Below are 26483 nucleotides of genomic sequence, written 5' to 3'. Positions count from 1 at the left end.
TACCCGAACAGCCCCCCGGTCCAGCCTCCTGAGCCCGCCTATAGCCCGTCCCTCACAGCTTAAGTCCAGCTACTTCTTGTTCTCGACCGGAGCCTCAACCTGCTCAATCCCGAACAAATGCTCCAAACCCAAGGCCAAAGCATCCCGCCACGCCACAAAATCATGTGCCGTCGCACTTTCCACGTAACGCACGTCATACCCCCGCGCCCGCAGCACATCATCCAGATGACGATTCGCCTGCACCAGGCTGACATCCCGGCTGGAGCCTGAAGACTCAAACACCCCGGCGCTCATATAAATCTTCACTGGCACAGCTTCTGAGTCCGCCATCTGCCGCGTCAGCCACTGCCCACGAGCATCACCCGTCGGAGCCCACCAGAACGACCCCGACATGCTCAAGACGTTGCCAAACAGCTGCGGCAAACGCCAGGCGGCATTCATGGCAGCCAAACCACCGTAGCTGGAGCCGCCAATCGCCGTCTTGTCCGCTGTCGACTGCACCCCTTGGGCCTTGAGCCAAGGCATCAACTCCTTATCCAGAAACTTGATATAAGCCTCATTAGGCGGCAACTCCCGCGCCCGTTCCGCCATGCCCGGATTGTCCACCAGGACCAGCCACATAGGCTCCACGCGCCCCTGCGCAATCAAGGTATCCAGCATGGCCGGCGCGCGCGCCAAATCCCGATAGTCCCGACCATCGAACAAAATCAAGGTGTGATCAATTTCCTGAGCCCGAGTGCCCGCAGGCTGATAAATCTGCACCTGCCGTTCCGCACCCAAAGCCTCGCTGGGCAAGCGCTCCGTACGCCATTGCCCCTGCCCCAACTGCTGCGGCTCCAGGCTCACCACCTCGGCAGGTGCCTGCGTCAAACGCAAGACAGACTCACCATCAAACAGATCCTTGCTGTTTTCCGGCAAAGCCTTGGCATTATGAGGATCGCGCTGCAACGCCGCCCGCAGCACTTCGCGCGCCAGGTTCTGGCCCACATAAGGCACATCCGGCGCCATGCGATAGGCAAAGCGGGCATCACGCGGCAAATCGTAGGTGATGTACCAGATATCCGACTCACCCAAACGATGCATGCGATCGGTATACGAGAAAGGCCCGCCATGCAGACGCACCTCGTTCTGGGCACCGCGCCAGACAAACGTGACGCGATCATGCGTAGTGCTGTAGCGCTCCACCAAAGGCGAACCTACACGCTGCACATAGTCCCAGAAACCGCGAGACGGCTCGCCCGCGCGCAAGCGCATGCTCCACTGACGGATCACATCGCCTTGCAAAGGCTCGGCCTGAGCCGGCGCCTGGGGAGCCGTAACCGATTTAACCTGCCACTGATACTCGCCCTGCCCTTGCACACGCAAACGATACTCGCCCGCCGTGCTGGCAATAAAGCCAAAAGGGCCACCCCGTTCCGGTGCATCTGCCCAATGACGAATCGCCTTGCCATCCGGGCCGAACAATTCCAGCGCTACATCACCACTGTGCTGCCAACTGCCTTGCACCAGCTCATTTTGCTGCAAGCTCAGTATTCGTTCATGATGTTCGTGCGCCTGAACCTCACCTTGAGCCGAAGGCAGCGTAGCCGCCCAAGCCGACCCAACCATTCCCACCATCAATACAGCAACAACAGGTGCGCGCAACATACATCCTCCTAAATGCCGGTTTGCCGCAGGACAAGCCCAGTACCAAGAAGCAGTATACGATCAAAAATAATCAGCGCACCCCTTGGCTGGCGCGAGGCGGCGCCATTTATCACCCCAGACGGAAAGCCTGAATCAAACGATCCAGCTCTTGCACCTGCTCCTGCAACTCGCTGGAGGTGTGCGCCACCTGGTTCACCATTTCCGCGTTTTGCTGAGTGGCCGAATCCAACTGCCCCACCGCCACGTTGATTTGCTCGATACCAATGGTTTGCTCGCGAGTAGAAGCCGCAATCTCGTGCACAATCGTCATCACTTGCGAGCTGCCGGTGACCATCTCATCAATAACCTCACCGACCTGCCCCATCAATTGCACGCCTTCGCGGGTGCTATTGGAGGACGCTTCCACCAATTGAGCAATCTCCTGGGCTGACGCCGTCGTGCGCTGCGCCAGAGCACGTACCTCACCCGCCACCACCGCAAAGCCTCGACCTTGCTCACCGGCTCGCGCCGCTTCCACAGCCGCGTTCAAGGCCAGAATATTGGTCTGGAAGGCAATCGAGTTAATCACCGTGGTGATATCCGCCACCTTGCCACTGGTATCGCGAATCGCGCCCATGCGGTCCACCAGCTCACTAACCATCTGACCACCATGCTGGGCAGTTTTCTGCACCTGGCTGGAGACTTCCTCGGCACGCATGGCGTTTTCTTCGCTCATGCGAACGGTGCCCGTCATCTCTTCCATGGCCGATGCTGTTTCCTGCAAGGCCGCGGCCTGCTGAGTCGTGCGACTGGACAGCTCCAGATTGCCCACAGACAGTTGCGAGGTATCGTCCGCAATCACACCACTGCTGTGTTGCAGCGTGCGCATCACCTCGTTCAGCTTCAGGCGCATCTGCTCGATGGAGGCCATCACGCTATTGTCCGGAATCGAGCGTAGGGAATGAGTCACACGCAAATCGCCATTGGCAATGGCTTGGGCCGCTTCATGCAAAATTTTGGGCTCAGCCCCCAGCTCGGCAAAGATCTGACGCGCCAGAAACACAGTAACCGCTGATACCAGCAGCACGATCAGAACAAACACGATTGACGAGCTGAGCAGATTGCTCAGGAAGCGCGCCTGAATATTGTCGATATATACGCCCGAGGTCAGCACCCAATCCCACTGCGTCACCCCTTTGCCAAAGGCCAGTTTGGGGGCATTGCTCTTGTCGCTAAGTTTGGGCCAGTGATACTCCAGAAAACCTTCGCCACCATTGCGGCCGATGCGGCTCATCTCGGCAAAAGGGTGCACGCCGTTGCTATCGACCACGGCACTGACGTCCTGGCCGTCCAGCTCCGGTCGGCTGGGATTCATGATGGACACCACATCGGTCGATAACACCGACACATAACCTTCCTGCCCAAAACGGATACTAGCGATGCGTTGCAGCGCCTGCTTTTGCGCCTCTTCCTTGCTGAGAACGCCTTTGCTGACCAGTTGCTGATAGTCCTGCGTAATGTTTGCTGCAATATTGACGATGTGCTGCAAACTACTTTTTCGCTCCTCCATCTGTGCCTGATAGAGCTGATAGTTCACAAACGCAAAAACCGCCACCAACGCCATCAAGCACAAGATCAATGGCAACCACAACTTCTGTTTCAAGCCCAAACGCATCATATTCCCCGAGCAACGCTGAAAAGACAGGTCCCAGGTACGCAAAAACCGACCGTGTCACCACGGTCGGCCTGCATGGAGGCCCCATCGAACAAGCTGGGTAACGGCCTCGGGCTTGAAATACTTAATTAAAGTTACATATCGAGATAATTGGATGCTAAGGCGGCTTATAAAACACTACCGCTCAAGCGTCGGGAAGCTTCATGGCCTTGGCCAAAAGAGGGTTCGCTGCTGGCCAGAGTCAGCAAGAAGCCATCTTCAGACATCAATTCCGAGGTCAGACGCCCCTGGTAATGACCCAGCTCCAGATTCAAGGCAAGATCGCGCTGTTCCAGGTTATCGACACCTTTGATAACCAGCTCAAAGCCCTGCTCGCTCAGTAAATGGCACGCGGTTTCCAGCAATGCCTTGAACGTCGGTTCACGGCAGGCGCGCTGAATAACCTCGGCTTCTAGTTTGACGCCGCTGATTGGCCAGCCACGCAAACGGTTGAGCTTGTTGTTCTCAATATCGGGGCTGGTCAGCCAGACCTGAATGTCCTGTTCTTTCAGAAACTGCAAAGCCTGCATCAGTTCTGGTGTTTCTTCCAATTCCTCGTCGCTGAACAAGTCCAGTTCTACACAGCAAGGCTGCAGCTCGAACTGACGCAACATGCTGGGCATGCGCTTATAGATAGGCAGCAGCATATCGATGGGCAACTTCAGGCCAATATGGCTGGCACGCAGCGAGTACTCCTGCCACCAGCGACGCACGTCAGCCATCAGGGTGCGCAGCATCCATTCGCACAAAGCCTGACGGTGAATGGCGTCAGGCATATGGCGCAGCACCAGATCCGATGACAGACGCAAGCCTGTGGGCGAGGTCCAGAACACCTGGGCGTCCACACCACTGTATTGGCCCGTACTGGTCGCCACGCGCAACTGATAAGAGAAAGACAGCGCTTCGCTGGCCTGGGGATCAAGCACATCCAGAGTTTCCAGCGCACGCAAGAGTTCCAGCGGCGTGGGCTGGGATGCTTCCTGCTCGTCGCGCTGGGCATAAAACTCCATGATTTCAGTATCTTGCGGCTCTTGCTGGGCGATCAACTTGCCCGTAAAGGTGTAGCCCCAGCCGTGCACCGACTTGATCGGCAAGGCCACCCCTGCCTGACTGGCCTTGCGGCGCAAACGGCTGATCAGGGAATCCACTGCACGGCTGTCACTGGCAGCCAGGCCTTTGTCGCGCATCAGGTCTTCACGGCTGAAACGGGCATCCGCATGGCGAATGAATGCGTCCATCAATTGACGTTCGCTATGCGTCAGTTCCAGTCCCACCCCATTGGGAGCCACCAGAGTCCAGCCTTTATCGCGCAAGATCCATTCCTGCTGGCCACTCTGATCCTGAACCTCTTCCATCGCCTGGGCGGCACCCACAGCGGCATAAACATTACGGCGGCGCACGGCATGGCACCAGGCCATCAGCTCGGGAACTTGCACATCCATAGCCAGACACGCATCAGCACCCGTCAGCAGCAACTGCACACGAGCACTGGCAGACAGGCCGGACTGAACGGCCACAATACCCAGCGAGCCAAAGTCATTGCGCAATTTGGCCACCATCAAAGGCACGTAGCCCGTCTCAACAGGAAACAGCAACAGATCGGCCTGGCTCAGACGCGCCTCGGCTACCTTCTCCAGGGATCTGACAACGCTTGTCTTGGTACCGAAAACCCGCAGTTGCTCCAGCCAGTAGTGCAAGCCTTCGCCTTCTTCCAAAACAATCAACACGCAGCGTGCATGTTCCATAAGCGCCTACTATTTAATTATTGTCAGTCCCACGACGGTCCCGGCGAGGGCCGACAATACTATTTTTATCAATAGTTAGAATTATCACTTCTAGAATACGGAGCACAAAGTAAAGAATGGTCAAATGTGGCGTTTGAAATTTTTTGTCTTCAAAATAACGTCCGCCTTACCGCCTGAACCATCTCGGGATTATTTTCTAATCGCTGCTCTTTTAAAATCATGCCCCACAAATAATTATAGTTTCCATAACGATGGGACATAAAAAACCCGCTCGAAAGCGGGTTGTTCTAGCTCAAGACCAGCCAGAATACTTACTGGGCGGCAGCGTCCAGGCGAGACTGCAACTGGGCAGCAGGCAGCCAGCCATCAGCGCGGCTGCCATCAGCAAAGTAAATGGCCGGGGTGCCTTGAACGCGCAGTTTTTGTCCTACTGCCAATAACTGATCCAATGGATGCTCACACGAGGCTTTCTCGGGTCGCGCTCCGCCCCCCATCCAATCACTCAAGGTTTTAGCGGGGTTTTGGGCGCACCAGATGTCCTCGGCTTTGCGGCGACTGTCCGGTCCCAGGATGGGAAACATCAGGCTATAAACCGTAACATTGTCGATCTCCTGCAAAGTTGTATGCAGACGTTTGCAATAGCCGCAATTGGGATCTTCAAAAACCACCATTTGACGGCTACCGTCGCCTTTTACCAGCTTGATGGCCTTATCCAGCGGCAAATCATTCAGCGACACACGATTGAGTTCCTGCATGCGCTGCTCGGTCAGATCAACACGAGTTTTGCTATCCAGCAAAGAACCCTGCATCACAAAGCTGGCCTGCGGGTCGGTGTAGAGCAAGGTGCCGCCCACTTCCACTTCCAGCAAATTGGGAAATGGTGTGGCGCGAATACCATCGACCGTCACGCCGGGGAAAGCGGCTTCAAAGGCCTGGCGGGTAGTCTCGAAACGTGTGTCTACTTTGGCGGGGCTGGCGGCCTGAGCCAGGCTGCACAGCGACAAAAACGCCAGAGCCAATACAGAACGAAGGTGCAACATCATGACGTACTTCCTTTGCTAATCGACAAGACCCTAGCGGCCTTAGAACAAGAGCGCGCCGGGGCTGACGCCGGCAGCATGCGCGATCAGGCGGCGTTTCACCCAGGGCAGGCGGTCCACCACTTGCATACCGGCATTGCGCAGCATGGAAGCCGGTGCTCCCGGTGCCGCAAACAGACGATACAAACCATCGGTGGCTGCCCGCATGGCCGCAATCGGTTCAGCGCGAGCGCGCTTGTAGCGATTGAGTACACGCATATCACCGACCGAATAATGCGGGCCACGCTCGGACAAGACCTTGATCAGGGCTTCGATATCGCCCAGACCCAGATTCAAACCCTGGCCAGCCAAAGGATGGACGCGATGCGCCGCATCACCCACCAAGGCCACACCGGGCGACACCAGGCCGCTACGCTCAAAGGTCAACGGGAAACCGTGTACCGGGCTACGCAAGCTTAACTGCCCCAAACGGCCATTGGATAAAGAGAACAAGCTGTTTTGCAGATACTGCGCCTGCTCCTCTGAGGGCATGGCCAACACCTTGTCGGCCTGCGCTTGCGGCACGGACCAGACCATGGAGACTTGCGGTTTGCCATCCACATCCGGCATAGGCAACAAGGCCAGAATCGAATCGCCAGTAAACCACTGCAAGGCGACTTGCTGATGCGGGCGCTCCACGTTGAAGTGGGCCACCAAACCGGCGTCCCCATACTCACGACCATGATGCTCAATGCCAGCAGCAGACCGCAGGCCGGAACGGGCACCATCTGCCCCCACAAACAAATCGGCGCTGATGCGCTTCTGTCCGGCGGTGATGATGGTATTGCCTTCCAGACGCTCGAAACGGTCTTCAATCCAGGGCACACCAAACACTTGCAAGGCCTGATACAGCGCCTGCTCCATCTGTCCGGACTCAACGATCCAGGCCAGATAATCCTGCGCGTCCTGCCAAGCATGCAGATTCAGGCAACCGCCGCCATCACCATGTACTTCCATGGCCTGCACTGGCGAAATGCGCTGGGCCGACATCAAGTTCCAGGCACCCAACTGCGTCAGAAAACGCTGGCTGGCGACCGAGACGGCGTAGACACGGGGGTGATACTGCCCCGCCGCCAGTTCCATAGGCTTGTAAGCGGGGGACAAGATGCTGACATCAAACCCGGCCTTGCGTAAACCCAGAGCGCTGGCCATACCGGCCAAGGCCCCGCCACACACCACAATTCGTTCTTTGCTCATCGTGCGCTCGGTGCTCCTGCCTGACGTGGCCACAACAGCCACATTTGACCTTGCTGCTTCATGCGCCCTGCCTGTGCACCAGCCTGATCGCCCGTGCCCCAGTACAAGTCGGTACGTGCGGCACCTTTAATCGCCGCGCCCGTGTCCTGAGCAAAAACCAGTCGCTGCAAAGGCTGGTTAGAAGCAGGCTGCGAGGTAGCCAAGTACACAGGCGTACCCAAAGGCACGTAAGTGGGGTCAATAGCCACGGAACGCAGACCAATCAAGGGAATGCCATAGGCACCTTTAGGGCCCAGCTCCGGATCCACAATGGCCTCTTCGCGGAAGAACACCATGGCGGTATTTACATTCATCATTTCCTGAACGCGATGCGGATTGCGCTTGGCCCAGGCCTTGATGTTTTGCATGGAAGTCTGCGCCAAAGGCATCTCGCCCTGCTTGGCCAGCCATTGGCCTACCGAGGCATAAGGGCGACCGTTATGGTCGGCATAGGCCAGACGCACGGCGCTGCCATCGGGCAGGACCGCACGACCCGAGCCTTGGATCTGCAGGAAAAAGCCTTCTACCGGATCTTCCGCATACACGATCACGGGTGGCTGGCGATCCTGCTTGGACACGATCTGCTCGCGTGTGTCGTAGGGCACAATGCGTTTGCCCACTTGCTTGCCGCGAATACGCTTGCCAGCCAGCTCGGGGTACAAGCTACCCAGGTCAATCGTCAGCAAATCATCCGGCGCAGCGAAAAGCGGCCATTGATAGCTGGAACTACGGGTACGCGAGGCCTTGAGCAAAGGCTCGTAATAGCCCGTGACCGTATTTTGAGCCACCTTGCCGTCGCCGGTCAGCAAACGCCAGGGCTGCAACTGTTGCTGCAGAAAATCACGTACAGCGGCCGTATCTTTGGTGTCAGCGTTCAGACCGGCAGAAGCCGCAGCCTGACAAACGGGCTGCCAGGCACGGGGATTGGCACGTGCGGGCATGGCCAGCGAACCGCTGACAGGGCGCATCAGGCCCTTGCAGTTATTGATGAAACCTTTCCAGACATGGTCCAGCGAATCAGCCTGCCAGCCCGGCAAGGCGGACCAGTTCACGGCTTGATAACGCCCTGCCAACGCACGCGCCGGGGTGTCCGGCAGTGCCGACAAGGACGGCACGCGCAACGGTTGCAGAGCGATATCAGGACCGCCTTCTGCTGTACCCGGAGCCGTTGACGAAGAACCCTGATCCCCAGGAATGGTGGAACAGGCACTTAATGCCAGCAGTACGGCTGGCACGCAATAAATTATCTTCATGGCTGGGTTTGGCCCTTAGTGCAAGGTACGGGGAGAGGAAAGGATGAACTCCTGAATGGCGACCTCAAAGGGCACACCATTTTCACCAACACATTGATAGCTGCCGCGCATGGTGCCAAACGGCGTGTTCAGGGGGCAACCACTGGTGTACTCAAAGGTCTCACCTGGAGCCAGCACCGGCTGTTGTCCTACAACGCCCAGGCCACGCACTTCCTGAACCTGCTGATTGTCGTCCGTGATGATCCAGTGACGACTGATAATCTGGGCCGTCTGCTGTCCATTGTTGGTAATCCGTACGGTATAGGCAAAAACATATTGATTGCTATCGGGCTCGGATTGCTCAGGCAGGTACTGGGGCGTGATCTGCACCTCAATATCGTCAGGCTTCATGATGGATTCCAGGTTACGGCTGTACAAATACGGGGCGCTGCACAGCCCCCCGCTTGAAACTATAATGATGACATATGGCCACGATTTTCGTGATGTCTAATCTTTACGGCACCTATTATGTCCCAAGCCAGCTCCACACGTATCGCTCCCAGTATTTTATCGGCCGACTTCGCCCGCCTGGGTGAAGAAGTCCGCAATGTTATCGCCGCCGGTGCCGACTGGGTTCACTGCGACATCATGGACAACCACTTTGTACCGAACCTGACTTTCGGCCCCATGGTCTGTGCTGCGCTGCGCCCCCACACCACTGCCCCCATCGACGTACACCTGATGGTAGAGCCCGTGGACGCGCTGATCCCCGAATTTGCCAAAGCCGGTGCCGATTACATCAGTTTTCACCCCGAAGCCTCGCGCCACGTGGATCGCACCCTGTCGCTGATCCGTGACCACGGCTGTAAGGCCGGCCTGGTATTCAACCCGGCCACCCCGCTGAACTGGATGGATCACCTGATGGACAAGCTGGATCTGGTCCTGCTGATGTCCGTTAACCCCGGCTTTGGTGGCCAGGCCTTTATCCCCAGCGCCATGGACAAGCTGCGCCAAGCCCGCGCCCGCATTGATGCGTGGACTGCAGAAGGTGGTCAGCCCATCCTGCTGCAAATCGACGGTGGCGTGAAGGTGGACAATATCGGCGCCATCCGTGCAGCCGGTGCTGACACCTTTGTGGCCGGTTCAGCTATTTTTGGTCAGCCCGACTACGCTCAGGTCATCCGCGACATGCGCGCGCAAATCGCTCTGGCAGAGCAGGCCTAAATCCTGCGTTCGGCCTGCTGTTCCCGCTACTGCAGCATCGTATTGCGGCTATAACTGCCCTGCCGAACCGCACTGTCGGGGCGGCGGCGCTCCACAAACAAGGCATTGCCCTGCACCCGCTTGGCCTGTGCCTTGGCAGAACTGGCCAGCTCCGCAATTAAAGAGCCCGAATACAATTCGGGCTCCTCGACTGTGACCACACCTAAAGACAAGCTTACCAACGGGTGAAACACCAGCACGCCTTGACGGTTTTCAGCCAAATAGCCGCCTGCTTGCCGATGCTCCAGTCTATACAAGGACTCCAGCTCTTTTTCCAGCTCGTCCAGAATGCTTTGGCAGCGCTCGGCCCAGTCCGGGCTGGTAAACACCAAAATAAAATCGTCCCCCCCCACATGGCCCACAAAGTCCATGCGAGCCACCGCGTAACGGGTGAAGAGCTCGGCCATGGAGCGTAACAGCTCATCGCCTTTGCGATAGCCGTACAAATCGTTGTAGGGTTTGAAGTGGTCCAGATCCGCATAGCACACAGCGAAGTTCTGCCGATTACGCAGCAAACCATCAATATGCTCATCAATCGGTACATTACCCGGCAATTGCGTCAGTGGATTGGCATAACGCGCCGTCATGATCTGAATCTGCGTAATTTCACGCATCAGCTCCACACTGGAGCCCAGGCCCAGATACTCACCCGCCCCGGTAATGATGAAACCATCACTTAAGGCATCCCCCGCTCCCTGCGTCATCAAGGTGCCCAGCTCCAGCAAGCTGGTATCGCAGTCAACAATCAGCGGTGGGGTTTCAATAAACAGGGAGCATGGCTTGTTGCCGTACAGTTCGCGGTGATAAGGCCGGGCAAGCTGATCATAAAGCTGGCTACGACGCAAAATACCCGTCGGTCGATCCCCTCGCACCAGAGCCACGGCACTAAGATCTGGGTGGCTTTGAAACAGCTCATACACACGATTCGTGGGTGTATTATCAGGCACCGCTGGCGCGGCACGCAGTAAACGCCGCACGCTCATGGAATCACGGCCTTGCACTTGACGCTGAGTGCGCACAGTGGAGGGTCCAAACAGCGCGGCTTGAGCGGGCTCCAGCTGAGGCGGGGGGTTAGGTTGAGGGCGACACAGCAAATAGCCCTGCCCACAGGCCACGCCCAAGTACCGCAAGGTGCGTAGTTCCGCGCCGGTTTCAATCCCTTCTGCAATCACAACGGATTGCGCATGGCTGGCAATATCGCAAATGGAGCGTACCAATTGCTGCTTGAGCACATCGGTATCAATATCGCGCACAAAGTATTTGTCGATCTTGACGTACTCGGGCCGCAATTCGGACCACAAGCGCAGCGAGGCATAGCCTTCACCCAGATCATCAATGGCAAACTGCAGGCCTTCTTTTCGATAAAGCTCAATAGCCTGATTCAGATAGTCGTAGCTGTCAGTACGCTCGGACTCGGTCAATTCGACCACCACCCGGCTCCAGTCAATGCCATCCAGCTGTGGCATACCGGTACGCGGTTCGATGCGGGCCGAAGGCAACATGCGCATCACCACATCCGGGCTGGAGTTCAAAAACAGTTTGCCCGCCAAACCCTGCTGATTGAAACTGCTGACCAAGGTATGGCAACACAGCTCTTCCAGATCCCATAAGCGGCCACATTGCCGGGCGGCGTCAAACAAGGCCAAGGGCGAATAAAAACTGCTGTCCTTTGGCCCTCGAATCAAACCCTCGTAACCCAGAATCAAGCCGGACTGCAAATCCACAATGGGCTGAAAGACCGGCGTAACTTGTTTTTCTACGAGAATCTGATGAAATGTATCGAGCATCATACTTCCGCTCCTAGGGCCTTTCTGAACGGACTATCGAAAGCCAATCTTGTACCAAAATACGGTTTGCTCACTAAATTGATAAGCCCGCGTGCAGTAAGGAGCTTTAACATGATGAATCAAACGAAATGAAAACCCGACGTTCCGAAAACTTTTTTCTGCTCGACCTTAACAGGAATTTGACAATATTTTGTCACAAGTCCGCTACAAAAAGATGAATATTTTCTCTGTGCTGTTTGATTTGGATGGAACCCTGCTCGATACCATTCCCGATCTGGCCTCGGCATGTAATGCCATGCGTATCGACCTGGGTTTACCCCCGCTCCCAGAGGAGCGCATCGCTACTTTCGTGGGCAAAGGCTCGGAAAACCTGGTGCGACGCGCTCTGACCGATCTACCTGAACCTCCTGCCGACTACACCCCGGCATTGGAATCATTTTATTACCATTACCAATTATGTAATGGCCAACACAGCCGCCTGTATCCGGGTGTACTAGAAGGATTGGATGACTTTAAAAGCCAGGGATTGCGTCTGGCTGTGGTCACCAACAAGCCCGAACAATTTGCCCGCCCCTTACTGGAACAAACAGGTTTGGGCCCGTACTTCGAACTGGTGGTGGGCGGTGATACCTGCCCGCGCAAAAAGCCCGACCCCATGCCTTTTGTCTACGCCTGCGAGCAAATGAAACTGGCTCCCGAACAGGCCTTGGTCATTGGGGATTCCATGAATGACGCCCAGGCAGCGCGTGCGGCGAACATCCCCGTACTGTTGGTTCCTTACGGCTATAACGAAGGCAAGGATGTGCAAAGCCTGGATTCCGATGGTATAGTTGCCTCTATTGCCGACGCGGCCACCTGGCTGCGCAATAAACGCAACACCATATTTACGTCATAAAATTCATGTCTACTCGCACTCACGCATCCACAATCTACGGCGCTTATTGGCGCTGGTGGCGTTCGTGTATCGGGTAGATATAACCTTGAAGTCTGGCGTCCCTGCAAAGTAGTACACAGCGGACCGCCTCCAGGAAAATAAGCCCGGTAATCACAACGACCGGGCTTTTTTTGTTTCTGTCCGGCTCGTCGTACCCACTGACCCTCGAGATCCCAATGACAGAAATAGAATTCAATGCCCTAGCAGCAGAAGGCTTTAACCGCATTCCCCTGATTGCGGAAACCTATGCCGACCTGGATACGCCCCTGTCGATTTATCTGAAACTGGCGCACAACGGCCCCGAAGGCGGACGTTACAGCTGCCTGATGGAATCGGTTGTGGGCGGCGAGCAGTTCGGTCGCTACTCCTTTATTGGCCTGCCTGCCCGTACCGTGATCCGCAGCTACGGCCGTCATACCCAAGTGCTGCACGATGGCAAGATTGTCGAAACAGCCGAAGGCGATCCGCTGGAATTCATCGAGCAATTCCAGGCCCGTTTCAAAGTAGCCCTGCGTCCTGGCATGCCCCGCTTTGCGGGTGGTCTGGCCGGTTACTTCGGCTACGACACGGTGCGTCACATCGAACCGTCCCTGGGCATGAACCGCAAACCCTTCCCTTCCGACCAGGAAGAAGGCGTGCCGGACATCATGCTGCTACAAGTAGACGAGCTGGTGATTGTGGATAATCTGGCTGGCCGCACTTACCTGCTGGTCTACGCCGATCCCGCCCAGCCCGAAGCCTACGTACTGGCCAAGCGTCGTCTGAAGGATCTGCGCGAAAAGCTGCGTTCACCCGTCGTGATCCCTTACGCCTACGCCAGCATGCAAACCGAATGCGAGCGCGACTTCGACAAAGAGGATTACCTGAAGGCCGTGGCCCGCGCCAAGGAATACATTGCAGCCGGTGACCTGATGCAAGTGCAGATCGGCCAGGTCATCACCAAACCTTTCCGCGACTCGCCCTTATCCCTGTACCGCGCCCTGCGTTCGCTGAACCCATCGCCTTACATGTACTTCTGGAACTTCGACGACTTCCAGGTCGTGGGTGCCTCGCCAGAAATTCTGGTGCGTCAGGAAGAACACCGTCAAGATGGCCGCAACATGGAGCGCGTCACCATTCGCCCACTGGCTGGCACTCGCAAACGCGGTGCCACACCTGAAGCCGATGCCGCACTGGCCGCCGAGCTGAAGTCCGACCCTAAAGAACGCGCCGAACACCTGATGCTGATCGACCTGGCCCGTAACGATATTGGCCGTATCGCCAAAACCGGCTCGGTACAAGTCACGGACACCATGGCAATCGAACGTTACTCGCATGTTCAGCACCTGGTCTCCAATGTCTGCGGCGAACTGCAGGACGGCATGAGCCAGATGGACGTGCTGCGCGCCTCCTTCCCCGCGGGCACCCTGACCGGCGCCCCCAAGGTACGCGCCATGGAAGTCATTGATGAACTGGAGCCAGTACGCCGTGGCGTTTACGGTGGTGCCGCCGGCTACCTGAGCTACTCGGGCGAAATGGATCTGGCTATTGCCATACGCACCGGCGTCATCAAGGACGGCATGCTTCATGTGCAGGCCGCCGCCGGTGTCGTGGCCGACTCCGATCCCGAAAAAGAATGGCAAGAGACCGAAGCCAAGGCACGCGCCGTAATCCGCGCTGCCGAACAAGTGCAATTCGGTCTGGACGAGCCTATTTAATCGCCCCACTGCCATCCTTTTTTGCCGGAGTATTCCCATGCTGTTCATGCTCGATAACTATGACTCGTTTACCTACAACCTGGTCCAGTACTTTGGAGAACTGGGTCAGGAAGTAGTGGTACGACGCAACGATCAAGTCACACTTGAAGAAATTGAAGCCTTGAATCCCAGCCATCTGTGCGTCTCGCCCGGCCCCAAGTCCCCTGCGGATGCGGGCCTGTCGGTTGCACTGATCCAGCACTTTGCCGGCAAGCTACCGATTCTGGGCGTCTGCCTGGGTCATCAGGCGATCGGGCATGCTTTTGGTGCGCGCATTATCCGTGCGCAGCAAATCATGCATGGGAAAGTCTCCCCTATTACTCACCAGGGCACGGACGTATTTAGCAACTTGCCCTCGCCCTTTAACGTCACCCGTTATCACTCCCTGGCCATCGAGCGCGATAGCCTGCCCGACTGTCTGGAGGTAACCGCGCAAACCGAAGACGGCGAGATCATGGGTGTCCGTCACCGCGAATTGCCTATTTATGGCGTGCAGTTTCACCCCGAGTCGGTGCTAAGCGAGCATGGCCACGCCTTACTGAAGAACTTTCTGGACCTTTAAATCATGAACACCATCACTCCTACCGAAGCACTGGTGCGCTGTATCGAACACCGGGAAATCTTCCACGACGAAATGCTGCATCTGATGCGCATGCTGATGCGCGGCGAAATGTCGCCTCAGATCGCGGCTGCCTTGCTGATGGGCTTGCGCGTGAAAAAAGAAAGCGTGGGTGAAATTTCTGCCGCCGCCCAGGTGATGCGCGAATTTGCCACCCCCGTCATTACGCCCAATCCGGACGAACTGCTGGATATGTGCGGTACAGGTGGCGACGGCTCCAATACCTTCAATATCTCCACCGCCTCCATGTTTGTGGCCGCCTCCGTAGGAGTGAAAGTAGCCAAGCACGGCAACCGCAGTGCCTCTTCCTCGTCCGGTAGTGCGGACGTGCTGGAAGCCCTGGGCGTGAACCTGACCTTCTCGCCCGAGCAAGTGGCGCAAAGTATTGCCGAAACCAATATTGGTTTCATGTTCGCCCCCGCTCACCACGGCGCCATGAAAAATGTGGCTGCGGTCCGCAAAGAGCTGGGCGTGCGCACTATTTTCAATATTCTGGGCCCACTGACCAACCCGGCCGGAGCAACCAACCAATTGATGGGCGTCTTCCACCCGGACCTGGTGGGGATTCAAGTGCGCGTAATGCAACGCCTGGGGGCCAAACACGTGCTGATCGTGCACGGCAAGGACGGTATGGATGAAGCCTCTCTGGGTGCGGCCACCCTGGTGGGCGAACTGAAAGACGGTCAGGTGCGGGAATACGAAATTCACCCCGAAGACTTTGGCATGGCCATGACCTCCAACCGCAGCATTCGCGTCTCCAGCAAGGAAGAATCTGCCGTGATGATTATGGAAGCCCTCAATAACCAAGAGGGTACGGCTCGTGATATCGTGGGCCTCAATGCTGGTTTGGCCATCTATGCTGCCAACCACGCCGACTCCATTGAACAAGGCCTGCGCATGGCTTTTGAGGCCATTGCCAACGGTGCCGCACGCGAAAAACTCGAACAATTCCGCGCTTATACAAGGAAGTTAAATCCATGAACGACATTCTGGCCAAGATCCTCGACACCAAAAGAGCTGAAGTCGTCACCGCCCGCCAACTGCGCAGCGAGTCCGATCTGCTGCGCGAAGCGAAGAACCGGAACGACCTGCGCGGCTTTGCCAGCGCCATTGAAGACAAGATTGCTCAAGGCAAGCCTGCCATTATTGCGGAAGTCAAAAAGGCTTCCCCGTCCAAGGGTGTGATCCGTGCCGACTTCAACCCGACTGAGATTGCCTCCAGCTACGCCGCCCACGGCGCGGCCTGCCTGTCGGTCCTGACCGATATCCAGTATTTCCAGGGTTCCTACGACCACCTGCGCCAGGCCCGTGCCGTATGCGCACTGCCCGTACTGCGCAAAGATTTCATTATTGACCCCTATCAGATCATCCATGCCCGAGCCATGGGTGCCGACTGCATCTTGCTGATCGTCGCCGCGCTGGAGAAGGATCAGCTGATGGAGTACGAAGAAATGGCCCACGAACTGGGCATGGACGTACTGGTTGAAGTACATGACCGCGCCGAGCTGGATATTGCCTTGCAAATGAAGACCAGCCTGCTGGGCATCAATAACCGCAATCTGCGCACCTTTGAAACCAGCACCCAAAACACGCTGGACCTGCTGCCTTTTATCCCCAGCGAAAAACGCGTTGTCACCGAAAGCGGTATTCACACCATTGAAGATGTGGCCCTGATGCGCGAGAACCAGGTGCAAGCCTTCCTGGTCGGTGAGGCCTTCATGCGTGAACCTGATCCAGGCGTTGCCTTGCAGAACCTGTTCTTCGGTCAGCCTGCATGAGCACCCACGCTTGCCCCCTGTGTGCCTTGAAACCCGATCAATTGCTATGGTCGGGTGCAGGGCTGCAGGTACTGGCCGTCACGGACAGCCCGTTTCCCGGCTATACACGGGTAATCTGGCAAGATCATGTGGCTGAAATGACAGACCTGTCTGAAGAACAACGGCAGCACATCATGGCAGCCGTATATGTGGTTGAGCAGACTCAGCGTGAACAACTGGGAGTCGCCAAGATCAATCTGGCTCAATTCGGAAATCAAGTGCCGCATCTGCATTGGCACATCATCCCTCGCTGGAAGGACGACCCTTTCTTTCCGGACTCTGCCTGGTCACCCGCCCCCACACGCACCGAAGAGCAGAAACAAAGCTGGGCTTCCCACGAAGAACGCCTGCTTGAGCAAGTCAGCCAGTATCAGCAGGCACTTTGTATTGCGCTAAAAGCACGATTCAAGCACTAAACCCGCTATTCAAGTCCTGCTATTCAAGAAATACCCGCTGGCCTGTAAAAAGTCAGCGGGTATTTTTTTGCCTCTCGGAAAAGAGACGGCGCACTGTAACAGACAAGTACACCGCTTATCCGTGGAGCCCGCTACAGTGCGACTCCACCGGCAGGAGCCAAGCTGCTGTTGTGCTACTTGCACGCAACCCACATAAACAGCTTGCTTGCTTGCATAGCATGGCCATAGCCAACTCTTTATACCTGGCAGCACGACCACCTCGACTTCATAAATCTCCACCTACGAACGATCAGGCTAAGGAGTGCCCAACGACTTCTTTCCGACAAAACCCTTGACCCAGTCACTTCGAGCACAAAATTAACCTAGATCAAGCCTGGACGACAATCGCCTAGCCCCTTCAAAAACCACCATATATAGTGTCGTGAATCCTAAAAATGACTACATATAGGTTTTGGTGAAAAATATGGCTACCCAGGAAACTGCATCGCGCCCAGCTGCTCAGCTGGACATCATCCGTTCCATTACCGAATATCTGGACCGCCAGGACTGGCGCGTGCAAGCCAATGCCAACCAGGGCTACTCGCTGGGCGGACTGATTCTGAACAGCTCAGGCAAGATGATTGCCAACTACTGGCTTAGCCATGTGTACCCCGAAGCCATCGGCCAGGCACACCGTCAGGCCGACCTGCACATCCACGATCTGGACATGCTCTCTGGCTACTGCGCCGGCTGGTCCTTGCGCACTTTCCTGAACGAAGGGCTCAATGGCGTACCCGGAAAAATCGAATCCGGCCCACCCCGTCATCTAAGCAGTGCGGTCGGCCAGGTCGTCAATTTCCTGGGCACCCTGCAGAACGAATGGGCCGGAGCCCAGGCCTTCAGCTCCTTTGATACCTATATGGCGCCCTTCATCCGCAAGGACGGCCTGAGCTACAAGCAGGTGCGCCAATGCATGCAGGAGCTGATCTACAACCTGAACGTACCCTCGCGCTGGGGGACGCAGACGCCCTTTACCAATCTGACCTTTGACTGGGTGTGCCCCGACGACCTGCGCGAGCAAGTTCCGCAAATCGGTGGCGAAGAAATGCCGTTTTGCTACGGGGATCTGCAGGCCGAAATGGACATGATCAACCAGGCCTATATCGAAGTCATGAGCGAGGGCGATGCCCGTGGCCGTGCCTTCACCTTTCCGATCCCCACCTACAACATCACCCGGGATTTTGACTGGCACAGCCCGAATGCCGAGCGCCTGTTTGCCATGACGGCCAAATATGGCCTGCCCTACTTCCAGAACTTCATTAACTCCGAGCTGGAACCCAATATGATCCGCTCCATGTGCTGCCGCCTGCAGCTGGATCTGCGCGAGCTGCTCAAACGCGGTAATGGATTGTTTGGCTCTGCCGAACAAACTGGCTCCCTGGGGGTGGTCACCCTGAACTGCGCCCGCCTGGGTTATCTGTATCAAGGCGATGAAGCCGGTCTGTTTGCCCGTTTGGATGAACTGCTGGAAATGGGCCGCGACAGCCTGGAAATCAAGCGCACGGTGATCCAGCAGCATATGGACCAAGGGCTGTTTCCCTACACACGCCGCTATCTGGGCACCTTGCGCAATCACTTCTCCACACTGGGAGTTAACGGCATTAACGAGATGATCCGCAACTTTACCCAGGACAAGCAAAATCTTTGCACGCCGTGGGGGCACCGCTTTGCCCTGCGTTTGCTGGATCATATTCGGGAGCGCATGGTGGAGTTTCAGGAAAGTACCGGCCACCTGTACAACCTGGAAGCCACCCCTGCCGAGGGCACCACTTACCGCTTTGCCAAAGAAGATCGCGCCCGCTGGCCCGACATTCTGCAAGCAGGGACCGAGCAAATGCCTTACTACACCAATTCCTCACAGCTGCCGGTGGGCTTCACCGAAGATCCTTTCGAAGCACTGGAGCGACAAGACGAGCTGCAAGGCAAATATACCGGCGGCACCGTGCTGCACCTGTACATGACCGAAGCCCTGTCCAGCACTGATGCCTGCCGCAATCTGGTGCAACGAGCTTTGAACCGTTTTTCCTTGCCTTACATCACCGTTACGCCCACATTTTCTATCTGCCCCAAGCACGGCTATCTGTCTGGAAAACATGAGTTTTGCCCGCATTGCGACAGCGAATTGCTGGCCAACAAGTTAGCTCAAGCTCGGGCCGAGGCTGACATTCAAAACGAAGTTATCGCGGACACGTCAACGCCGTCGTCGACACCGACACCGACACCGACACCGACACCGACACCGACACCGACACCGACACCGACACCGACACCAGTCCATTAAAGCCGATCTCTTCAAGCCAATTTTTTACCAAGACAGGCTAAACCCAATCCACTTGGCTCAACTAAAACCAGGCTTTTGGTTGTCCTCAGTCTTTATCTACAACCAGCCTCTTGGCACACACCCAGGCTAGTCACATCCGCATAGCGTGACGGCCCTTTTTTCCAAGGAGTTATTCATGAACACCGACACCATCACTCTTCAAGATTCCGAACGCCAGCCTTGCGAAATCTGGACACGCGTCATGGGCTATCACCGTCCCATGTCGTCTTTCAATATTGGCAAGCAAGGTGAGTTTCATGAGCGACGCTACTTCACCGAAGCCAGCGCCTGCGCAAGCAATGCCGTCCCCACCCCATAAACAGCCCGGTCAAATTCCATGACTTACGCCACGCGCCATCTTTACCCGGCCACGCCTGCCCACAAAGTGGCATTGAAAGTGGGTGGCTGCGCCCCTTTCTCGGCTACGGATTACCCCGGCCAATTAGCCGCTGTCATCTTTGTGCAAGGCTGCCCCTGGCGCTGTGGCTACTGCCACAACCCCCACCTGCAAGAGCGCACACCAGACAGTGCTATTGATTGGAACGCCCTGCTGGACTTTCTGAATCGCCGCGTCGGCCTGCTGGATGCCGTCGTCTTTAGCGGCGGCGAGCCCACACTGGACCCGGCCCTGGGCTCCGCCATCCGCGCGGTGCGCAGGCTGGGTTTCAAAATCGGTTTACACACGGCCGGCACACATCCGGCCAGACTGCTGGAAATCCTGCCTTGGGTGGACTGGATAGGCCTGGATATCAAGGCAGAGTTCAGTCACTACGACGCCATTACTCAACGCAGCAATAGTGCCGCTGCGCCCTTACGCAGTTTGCAGTTGCTGCTGAACGAAGACGTTCTGTTTGAGTGCCGCAGCACTATTCATCCCCAGCTGCACAGTCCCGCCTCGGTACAAGCTTTGGGACAACACCTGCATGAGCTGGGCGTCCAGCGCTATGCCGTGCAGATTTTCCGCACACAAGGCTGTGATGACGATTTCCTGAATGAAACTGGGCAGGCTTTGCAGGCCTACCCAGGAGCGGAGATTTTGGAAAACCTCCAGAAGCTGTTTCCGCACTTTGAAGTGCGACGCTCTTAATTGTCTCAGGAAGAAGCGGGGGTGCGAATCGGGCGGCGCAGTACATCCTGTAAAGCCGCTTTACCCTGTTTAAGCACTGCACGCGGATGCAGAATATCGGGGTCCAAGGCGTCCAGGGTGTTTTTCACCATCAGGCCCAATTCGGTATCGCCCTCAATCGACAGACGTCGATTAAAGAACAAGGTATCCGGATCTTCCTGCCGCTGCAAAAGCTGATAAAAAGCCCAAAGATCCGCTTTCAGGGTCAAATCCAGACGTGGTGCGCGTGCCGACAGAGGGTAAAAAGCCCCTTGGCGCCACGTATAGTCAAACGCTAAACCGGCATCTGCCACCTGTATGCGTAAAGCTCGACCTTCCAATCGTTCCGCAATGTCAGCCGGCAAGTGCGGACGCATCAGCACGTTCAAGCCCGTACAAAACAAGCGGGAGCCGGGCCACGGGGGCAAACGGCTTAAAACACCCGCCACAACAGCGGGTAAACGGGGAGTCGTTATTTCATTCATTCTTCCATCCCTCCCTTAGAAACGCTCTGACACCGGCGACACCCATTCCAAACCGGGGCGACCATGCCAGAAACCGTTGCAGGCCTTAGCGGGCAGTAAAGGCAGCATATCCTCGTGGGCATCCCTTGCCTGAATACGCCCCTGAATCACGTCATTAAACAAATGCACGACCGCATCCATATGCTGAGATTGCGGACTCAAACGCAGCATATTCACACCCAAATCGCGCAAATCCTGTACCTGCTCCAGTAAGGTGTACACCCAGGCGGATTGAGTCTGGATACCGTTAATCGTCAGAAAACCCTGCCCTTCACGGGTTTCCAGCAGCAAGCCATCGGGATAGTCCATGCACACGTACTGGCAATTGTCCTTGGGCAGATTGCGGTTACGCGCCGCAAAGCAACGGGCCGAGAAAGCCAGGGGCAAACGCCCGAAGGCAAAGACCTCGGTTTCCAAACCGGCAGGTCTGTCTTGCTGCAACTGCGCCAATCCTGCACGGCCCATTTCCAGAGGCATCACCCAACGCACCGCGCCTTGAGAAGCAATCAAATCCAGCACTGGCCCGTTATAAACATTCAAAAAAGGGCCGGCGACAAAGTCCCGACCCTGCATCAAACGTACTGCTCCCATATCATTGGCCTCGACCAGATAATCAGCCTGTTCGGTGACCTTGCGTAGCGTATTCACGTCCCGCCCGGACTCCAGCAAGACCTGACTAGACAGAACCGGCACCTTGCCAGCCTGGGCCAGCATCTGGGCAATATCCAGCCAATCATCCAGTCGTAGCTCGTGACGACGCGAACATACGGTCTCGCCCAGATACACCACATCGATCGGCCAGTCGCAGGCCGACTCATAAAACTGCATCGTGGCAACGCGGGACCAGTAATACTGCAAGGGGCCTAAAGATAATTTCATGATTGAGCCTCCCATGCTCTACTTCCAGGGCCGAGAATAGGCACCCAGCGTATGTTGCTGCCCTTCGGCCAGTTTGTTCAAAGCCCCCATCCAGGCCGGATGGACTGAATAACGGGCTGGCGTGGATTTGGCCGAATCAATGGCTTGCCGCCATACCTGAGTAACTTGAGCCACATAAGCCGGGCTGCGCTGTCGGCCTTCAATCTTGATTGCGCTGACACCCGCCGCCAACAGTTGTGGCAACAAGGACAAAGTGTTCAGGCTGGTGGGCTCTTCCAGTGCGTAATAGTTTTCGCCCGCCACATCAAAACGCCCTTTGCACAAAGTGGGGTAAGCCGCGTTTTCACCATCCTGATAGCGGTCGATCAACACACCATTCAGACGCGACTCCAGGCCCTGATCAGTCTGCTCCCAGCGCACATGCCCGGCGGGGGAACAGACTCCATGTGTATTGGGGGACTCACCAGTGGCATAGGAGGACAAGGCACAGCGGCCCTCCACCATCACGCACAAGCTGCCAAAGCCAAAAACCTCAACCTGAACAGGGACCTGCTCACAGACCTGCTCCACTTGGGTCATGGACAGGACACGCGGCAAAACCACGCGCTGAATACCGAAGTTCTGGTGGTAATACTTGATGGCTTCCGGATTGGTGGCTGAACCCTGCACCGACAAGTGCAAGCGCAGATTGGGATGTGCCTGACTGGCATAGGCCATCAATCCTGGGTCTGCCATGATGACCGCATCGACCTGAGCCTGGGCAGCTCGGTCCACCGCGTCGCGCCACTGTTGCCAGGCATTGGGTTGCGGGTAGGTATTGAGAGCCAGCAAAACTTTGCGGCCGCGCTGGTGTGCGTAATCAATCCCTTGTGCAATCGCCTGTGCATCAAAATTAAGCCCGGCGAAGTTCCGGGCATTGGTGGCATCCCGGAACCCCAGATAGACACTATCGGCTCCGTTATCAATGGCTGCTTTCAAAGCAGGCAAGCTGCCCGCTGGGCAAACCAGTTCCATCTGCGGGTTATCGGACGCGGCTAAAGCCGTGGACGCTGTATTCATGACACTCCCCGATCAGCAATCTGGCCAGGGTGGATCCTGGCTCGACAAGACCACCACTATGCCTGCTCTGAAATTAAGGGGCCTTAACGCATATCAAATTCTTCCCACCTCCTGACCCGTGGCAAACAAGTCCCACTTTGCCTGCGCCATAGGCGGGCAGAATGGTCCACAATGCCTTCCACGCCTTTCGTGCTGGAGTCTTGATGACACAAACTGAGATCACGCTGGATACTCGCGGCCTGCCCGCACCCGAGCCTTTGGAGCATTGCCTGGAAGCACTGGCTGAACTGGCTCCTACCCAGGCCTTGCTCATGTGGCTGGATCGAGAACCTTTCCCCTTGTATGAAATCCTGCGACGCAGCGGCTTCAAGTATCACGGCACCCACCAAGAAAACGGCTTCAAGCTCATCATCCGCAGGAACTAAGTCTATGCAACGCGCTTTATCGCTGGATCAGTCACCCTCTTTGTCACTGACCTTGCCCTTGTTTGCGAATGTCCCTTTTTTTGGACTGCTGGCTGCCATGCTGGCGCTCTATAGCGGACCGGAATTATTCAACTCCCGCTGGCACCCCGCCACCTTGGCCATAACCCATGCCTGGACCTTGGGGATCGTGGGCAGTGCCATGTTTGCCTCTTTGGCACATATTCTGGCCGTGGCCTGCAATGTGCGTATTCAGGTGTCACGCGGTCAGGCGCTAGCTTTTTGGGGCTTGCTCAGCGCTGGCACACTATTTCTGATGACAGGCTTTCTTAGCTGGCAAAGCTGGGCTTACACGCTGGCAGGCGCTTGTCTTGCCTTTGCTTTGGGGGTTTATCTACTGACTGCCATGCTGGCCTTGTGGCGCTCTCGGCGCGACGTCTTTCGCGGCGCCAAAGAAATAGTTGCTCCTATCCGACTGGCTTTGCTGGGACTGTTGCTGACTGTCTCAACGGGGCTTGCCATGCTGGTCGCCCTGGCAAGCGAACAAGCCGTCGCCAATTTGCTGAATCTGCACATGACGATGGGCCTGGCAGCTTGGGCAGGCTTGCTGCTGATTGCCATGTCGTTCCAACTGCTGCCTATTTTTCAAATCACCGAACTCTACCCAGCGCCTCTAGTACGTTGGCTACCTTGGGTCGTAGGAGCCCTGTTGATTGCACAGTGGGCCCTGGCCTCCTTACCTGGCTCCTGGTTACCTGTGCGTGATTTGGTCACCTACCTGATCTTTTTAAGCTACGGCTTATGGGCGGTGATTACGTGGGCGCGCCTCTGGAAACGCAAGCGTCCGACAGCAGGAGCCAGCACTTTATTCTGGTATAGCTCCTTAAGCAGCCTGTTGATTGCTGTTCTGTTGAACTTCTGGACCCACAATCCCGCCGCCTCCAACGCAGAGCTGGCGATTGGTGTCTTGCTCATTATGGGAGCCTTGGGTTCCGTCGTCTGTGGGATGCTCTATACCATCGTGCCCTTTCTACTTTGGCGAGAGGCCCAGGAGTATGTCAGCATGGATACGGACAATACCGAGCACACGCGTGCCCTCTTGCGCCTTATTCCCAAGACTGCCAACTACATCCCGGCATCCAGCGCCCGAGCACATTGGGCTTTGCATAGCCTGGGCCTGATACTCTGGACAGGGGCAAGCTTGGGCGTCGAATCTTTCGCGTGGTTGGCAGCACCTGCCTTGCTGCTGTCCTTTGCGATCCTGTCATGGAATCTATGGGCAGCCTGGCAGCGTTATCGCCATAGCCTGCGCGCTATCCACGCATATCAGGCAGAGCACCATATTGCCGCAAAGCCGCGCTGTCCAGAATCGTAAAATTACGTCGCTGAACCCGAATCAGATCCCGGTCCATCAAATCACGCAAGGTACGTGATAAGTGCTCCGGGGTCAGATTCAGGCGGGAAGCAATGACGGACTTACCAACATCGATCCTGAAGGGGACACCCTCTTCGCCCGGCCACTCCTGCAAAAGGTAATTCACCAGACGTTGCACACCATTTTGCAGCGTATAGGCCTCCAACTCGCCCATCAAGCGATAAAGCCGCTCACTTAAACCAGCCAGCATCAGGCGGGCAACATCACTGCCCTTCTCCAGCTGCTCCATCAAGGTGTCTCTGTTGATATGCAAAAGCAGAGAATCCACCAAAGTCTGGGCCGTCACAATGTAATTACGGCCCATGAACATCAGCGCCTCACCAAACCCCTCTCCTGGTCCCACCAGGCGAACTACGCGCTCTGAGCCCGTGGACGAGACAAATACCAGCTTCACCCGACCATAGACCAACATGTGAAAGCCCAAACAAGGGTCCCCACTGTGAAATAAAGTCGTCCCACGCAAAGCATGTATTTCCTGAGTACCTTTAGCGATGGGCTCCAGCTGTTCCGGTGGCAGCTCCTTGAATATAGGCAGATGAGCCAGCTGGGCCTGTATCCGCTTCCAGCGTCCCGGCCCTTCACCCTGCACTAGCCTGGTGTCTGACAATTCTTCATTGCTTGCCTGCGAGGCCATGTCTTGAGCCGCCATATCTTTCCCGTAAGCCAAATAGAACCATAGCTAGACTGACATACTCCGTTCCCTCTTGTTCAGATTAGCTCGGTGCCTGATTGATACACGTCAAACAGATAAATCGAGGTTTTAAAGAGAACGTAAAAAGATAGTCAGAACTGCTAGTTCAGCATGACTTAGGAACAGATCCAAGCAAGAAGCGGTCAAATTTGACCATGTTAGAGGTAGGGAATATTGAGAGGGGAAACTGATTGGGGACAGCCTCATTTCCAAATCGACTTGAATTCTGAATGGATGCAATAGGCCTTAGCAGAGCCAGCTACGTCGACGTTAAAGAGAAAACTGAGTAGGAATTTCAGGGGAATCAGGGAGGACGAGTAGGACAAAGGCGGGGAATGACTAGGCACGTTATATGGCCATACAGAACCTGATGCCGACAGCTGTACGCCCTATCTTGGTCACCAAAGCTGATTGATGCAGAAAGCTCAGCAACTAATGCTACAAGCGCGCAGAGTAGAACGACCGAGCCCCTGCAGGTAAGCAGCAACGCATTGAACGTCAATCCTCTGGTGCAGGGACAGGATGCCATGACCGATCTACTAGGCTTAGGCCAAACGGCGTCGGTAAGAGCAAGGAATACATGCAGCCCGGAACGGGCCAGGAGGGGGGGCGGTGCGCCTGAACCGGGTGATCCAGGGTCAGGCCTTCGAGCAATCCGAGACAGGCCGGTAGCCTGCGCTTTTGTCGCCGCCTAAAACAAAACCCCCGCAAGGGATGCTTGCGGGGGTTTTGAGGAATAAGAGCTTGACGATGACCTACTTTCACAGACGTCCGTCCACTATCATCGGCGCAAAGGCGTTTCACA

At 56.3% G+C, this 26483-nt stretch carries 24 protein-coding genes; 12 read left to right on the top strand and 12 right to left on the bottom strand.

All coding sequences use genetic code 11. The features are described 5' to 3' along the window. Positions 1–69 precede the first annotated feature (69 nt). The 7 genes from KOE80_RS18950 to apaG form a co-directional block, all read right to left on the bottom strand. A complete protein-coding gene (locus tag KOE80_RS18950; RefSeq protein ID WP_226349741.1) occupies positions 70–1647 on the bottom strand; it encodes an alpha/beta hydrolase-fold protein in 1578 nt (525 codons plus the stop codon). 109 nt (positions 1648–1756) lie between these two features. Next, complete coding sequence (locus KOE80_RS18945; RefSeq protein WP_226349740.1) at positions 1757–3289, bottom strand: methyl-accepting chemotaxis protein; 1533 nt, start codon at positions 3287–3289, stop codon at positions 1757–1759. Positions 3290–3468: 179 nt separating this feature from the next. Further along, on the bottom strand, positions 3469–5085 hold the full coding sequence (locus tag KOE80_RS18940) for an EAL domain-containing protein (RefSeq protein ID WP_226349739.1): 1617 nt from the start codon (positions 5083–5085) through the stop codon (positions 3469–3471). Positions 5086–5396: 311 nt separating this feature from the next. Further along, positions 5397–6128, bottom strand: coding sequence for a DsbC family protein (locus KOE80_RS18935; RefSeq protein ID WP_137430844.1), 732 nt, complete (start codon positions 6126–6128; stop codon positions 5397–5399). A gap of 39 nt (positions 6129–6167) precedes the next feature. Beyond that, entirely contained in the window at positions 6168–7361 is a 1194-nt protein-coding gene (locus tag KOE80_RS18930) for an FAD-dependent monooxygenase (RefSeq protein ID WP_115634849.1), read from the bottom strand. Beyond that, entirely contained in the window at positions 7358–8653 is a 1296-nt protein-coding gene (locus KOE80_RS18925; protein ID WP_083054368.1) for a murein transglycosylase A, read from the bottom strand. The genes KOE80_RS18930 and KOE80_RS18925 overlap by 4 nt, the downstream gene beginning before the upstream one ends. A gap of 15 nt (positions 8654–8668) precedes the next feature. Continuing rightward, positions 8669–9043, bottom strand: coding sequence for a Co2+/Mg2+ efflux protein ApaG (gene apaG, locus KOE80_RS18920; RefSeq protein WP_021447080.1), 375 nt, complete (start codon positions 9041–9043; stop codon positions 8669–8671). A gap of 117 nt (positions 9044–9160) precedes the next feature. On the opposite strand from apaG, the gene rpe reads away from it, so the two are divergent. Further along, positions 9161–9856 carry a ribulose-phosphate 3-epimerase gene (gene rpe, locus KOE80_RS18915; RefSeq protein WP_009458542.1) on the top strand — a complete coding sequence of 232 codons (696 nt, stop codon included), beginning with the start codon at positions 9161–9163 and terminating at the stop codon, positions 9854–9856. Positions 9857–9882: 26 nt separating this feature from the next. Here rpe and KOE80_RS18910 read toward each other — a convergent pair whose 3' ends face one another. Beyond that, positions 9883–11685 (bottom strand): GGDEF domain-containing protein, encoded by a 1803-nt coding sequence (locus tag KOE80_RS18910; RefSeq protein WP_226349738.1) that lies wholly within the window; start codon positions 11683–11685, stop codon positions 9883–9885. A 211-nt stretch (positions 11686–11896) separates the two neighbouring features. Here KOE80_RS18910 and KOE80_RS18905 point away from each other — a divergent pair, with 211 nt between their 5' ends. From KOE80_RS18905 to KOE80_RS18865, 9 genes are all read left to right on the top strand, one after another. Then, positions 11897–12577: a phosphoglycolate phosphatase gene (locus tag KOE80_RS18905; protein WP_021447082.1), complete on the top strand. Its 681-nt coding sequence runs from the start codon at positions 11897–11899 to the stop codon at positions 12575–12577. A 215-nt stretch (positions 12578–12792) separates the two neighbouring features. After that, positions 12793–14313 (top strand): anthranilate synthase component I, encoded by a 1521-nt coding sequence (gene trpE, locus KOE80_RS18900; protein WP_226349737.1) that lies wholly within the window; start codon positions 12793–12795, stop codon positions 14311–14313. Positions 14314–14350: 37 nt separating this feature from the next. Beyond that, entirely contained in the window at positions 14351–14914 is a 564-nt protein-coding gene (locus KOE80_RS18895) for an anthranilate synthase component II (protein ID WP_021447083.1), read from the top strand. A gap of 3 nt (positions 14915–14917) precedes the next feature. Continuing rightward, positions 14918–15952 (top strand): anthranilate phosphoribosyltransferase, encoded by a 1035-nt coding sequence (gene trpD / locus KOE80_RS18890; protein ID WP_035268496.1) that lies wholly within the window; start codon positions 14918–14920, stop codon positions 15950–15952. Then, on the top strand, positions 15949–16749 hold the full coding sequence (trpC, locus tag KOE80_RS18885; protein ID WP_009458523.1) for an indole-3-glycerol phosphate synthase TrpC: 801 nt from the start codon (positions 15949–15951) through the stop codon (positions 16747–16749). The genes trpD and trpC overlap by 4 nt, the downstream gene beginning before the upstream one ends. Then, a complete protein-coding gene (locus KOE80_RS18880) occupies positions 16746–17204 on the top strand; it encodes an HIT family protein (protein ID WP_115634843.1) in 459 nt (152 codons plus the stop codon). The genes trpC and KOE80_RS18880 overlap by 4 nt, the downstream gene beginning before the upstream one ends. 463 nt (positions 17205–17667) lie before the next feature. Continuing rightward, entirely contained in the window at positions 17668–19524 is a 1857-nt protein-coding gene (locus KOE80_RS18875; protein WP_226349736.1) for a ribonucleoside triphosphate reductase, read from the top strand. A 175-nt stretch (positions 19525–19699) separates the two neighbouring features. Further along, entirely contained in the window at positions 19700–19882 is a 183-nt protein-coding gene (gene nrdD, locus KOE80_RS18870; RefSeq protein ID WP_226349735.1) for an anaerobic ribonucleoside-triphosphate reductase, read from the top strand. Between the two features lie 18 nt (positions 19883–19900). Continuing rightward, positions 19901–20650: an anaerobic ribonucleoside-triphosphate reductase activating protein gene (locus tag KOE80_RS18865; protein WP_226349734.1), complete on the top strand. Its 750-nt coding sequence runs from the start codon at positions 19901–19903 to the stop codon at positions 20648–20650. A 5-nt stretch (positions 20651–20655) separates the two neighbouring features. Here KOE80_RS18865 and ubiT read toward each other — a convergent pair whose 3' ends face one another. From ubiT to ubiU, 3 genes are read right to left on the bottom strand one after another with little or no spacing between them, the layout of a single operon-like run. Continuing rightward, entirely contained in the window at positions 20656–21153 is a 498-nt protein-coding gene (gene ubiT, locus KOE80_RS18860) for a ubiquinone anaerobic biosynthesis accessory factor UbiT (protein ID WP_226349733.1), read from the bottom strand. 15 nt (positions 21154–21168) lie between these two features. Then, a complete protein-coding gene (gene ubiV / locus KOE80_RS18855) occupies positions 21169–22071 on the bottom strand; it encodes a ubiquinone anaerobic biosynthesis protein UbiV (protein ID WP_031232782.1) in 903 nt (300 codons plus the stop codon). 18 nt (positions 22072–22089) lie between these two features. After that, positions 22090–23085: a ubiquinone anaerobic biosynthesis protein UbiU gene (gene ubiU, locus KOE80_RS18850; protein WP_009458516.1), complete on the bottom strand. Its 996-nt coding sequence runs from the start codon at positions 23083–23085 to the stop codon at positions 22090–22092. Positions 23086–23333: 248 nt separating this feature from the next. Between ubiU and KOE80_RS18845 the strand changes: the two genes are divergently transcribed. After that, entirely contained in the window at positions 23334–23555 is a 222-nt protein-coding gene (locus KOE80_RS18845; protein WP_035268878.1) for a DUF2249 domain-containing protein, read from the top strand. A 4-nt stretch (positions 23556–23559) separates the two neighbouring features. Then, a complete protein-coding gene (locus KOE80_RS18840) occupies positions 23560–24927 on the top strand; it encodes a hypothetical protein (RefSeq protein WP_226349732.1) in 1368 nt (455 codons plus the stop codon). Here KOE80_RS18840 and KOE80_RS18835 read toward each other — a convergent pair. Beyond that, the gene (locus KOE80_RS18835; RefSeq protein ID WP_052159203.1) at positions 24866–25636 is read right to left on the bottom strand and encodes a Crp/Fnr family transcriptional regulator; all 771 of its coding nucleotides are present in this window, start codon (positions 25634–25636) and stop codon (positions 24866–24868) included. The two genes, KOE80_RS18840 and KOE80_RS18835, sit on opposite strands and share 62 nt — an antisense overlap. Positions 25637–26483 lie beyond the last annotated feature (847 nt).

The organism is Alcaligenes sp. 13f (assembly GCF_020496585.1).
GTDB lineage: Bacteria > Pseudomonadota > Gammaproteobacteria > Burkholderiales > Burkholderiaceae_B > Alcaligenes > Alcaligenes phenolicus.
The sequence above is the reverse complement of the archived record's forward strand: the minus strand, read 5'-3'. Positions and strand labels throughout refer to the sequence as shown.

Bases quoted from the DNA above. Each gene is read 5' to 3' on its own strand.
- apaG (WP_021447080.1), bottom strand. From the start codon at position 9,043: ATGAAGCCTGACGATATTGAGGTGCAGATCACGCCCCAGTACCTGCCT.
- ubiV (WP_031232782.1), bottom strand. From the start codon at position 22,071: ATGAAATTATCTTTAGGCCCCTTGCAGTATTACTGGTCCCGCGTTGCC.
- ubiU (WP_009458516.1), bottom strand. From the start codon at position 23,085: ATGGAACTGGTTTGCCCAGCGGGCAGCTTGCCTGCTTTGAAAGCAGCC.
- trpE (WP_226349737.1), top strand. From the start codon at position 12,793: ATGACAGAAATAGAATTCAATGCCCTAGCAGCAGAAGGCTTTAACCGC.
- KOE80_RS18875 (WP_226349736.1), top strand. From the start codon at position 17,668: ATGGCTACCCAGGAAACTGCATCGCGCCCAGCTGCTCAGCTGGACATC.
- KOE80_RS18905 (WP_021447082.1), top strand. From the start codon at position 11,897: ATGAATATTTTCTCTGTGCTGTTTGATTTGGATGGAACCCTGCTCGAT.
- ubiT (WP_226349733.1), bottom strand. From the start codon at position 21,153: ATGAATGAAATAACGACTCCCCGTTTACCCGCTGTTGTGGCGGGTGTT.
- KOE80_RS18840 (WP_226349732.1), top strand. From the start codon at position 23,560: ATGCAACGCGCTTTATCGCTGGATCAGTCACCCTCTTTGTCACTGACC.
- KOE80_RS18845 (WP_035268878.1), top strand. From the start codon at position 23,334: ATGACACAAACTGAGATCACGCTGGATACTCGCGGCCTGCCCGCACCC.
- rpe (WP_009458542.1), top strand. From the start codon at position 9,161: ATGTCCCAAGCCAGCTCCACACGTATCGCTCCCAGTATTTTATCGGCC.
- trpC (WP_009458523.1), top strand. From the start codon at position 15,949: ATGAACGACATTCTGGCCAAGATCCTCGACACCAAAAGAGCTGAAGTC.
- KOE80_RS18865 (WP_226349734.1), top strand. From the start codon at position 19,901: ATGACTTACGCCACGCGCCATCTTTACCCGGCCACGCCTGCCCACAAA.
- KOE80_RS18930 (WP_115634849.1), bottom strand. From the start codon at position 7,361: ATGAGCAAAGAACGAATTGTGGTGTGTGGCGGGGCCTTGGCCGGTATG.
- KOE80_RS18910 (WP_226349738.1), bottom strand. From the start codon at position 11,685: ATGATGCTCGATACATTTCATCAGATTCTCGTAGAAAAACAAGTTACG.
- KOE80_RS18935 (WP_137430844.1), bottom strand. From the start codon at position 6,128: ATGATGTTGCACCTTCGTTCTGTATTGGCTCTGGCGTTTTTGTCGCTG.
- KOE80_RS18895 (WP_021447083.1), top strand. From the start codon at position 14,351: ATGCTGTTCATGCTCGATAACTATGACTCGTTTACCTACAACCTGGTC.
- KOE80_RS18940 (WP_226349739.1), bottom strand. From the start codon at position 5,085: ATGGAACATGCACGCTGCGTGTTGATTGTTTTGGAAGAAGGCGAAGGC.
- KOE80_RS18880 (WP_115634843.1), top strand. From the start codon at position 16,746: ATGAGCACCCACGCTTGCCCCCTGTGTGCCTTGAAACCCGATCAATTG.
- trpD (WP_035268496.1), top strand. From the start codon at position 14,918: ATGAACACCATCACTCCTACCGAAGCACTGGTGCGCTGTATCGAACAC.
- KOE80_RS18835 (WP_052159203.1), bottom strand. From the start codon at position 25,636: ATGGCGGCTCAAGACATGGCCTCGCAGGCAAGCAATGAAGAATTGTCA.
- KOE80_RS18950 (WP_226349741.1), bottom strand. From the start codon at position 1,647: ATGTTGCGCGCACCTGTTGTTGCTGTATTGATGGTGGGAATGGTTGGG.
- nrdD (WP_226349735.1), top strand. From the start codon at position 19,700: ATGAACACCGACACCATCACTCTTCAAGATTCCGAACGCCAGCCTTGC.
- KOE80_RS18925 (WP_083054368.1), bottom strand. From the start codon at position 8,653: ATGAAGATAATTTATTGCGTGCCAGCCGTACTGCTGGCATTAAGTGCC.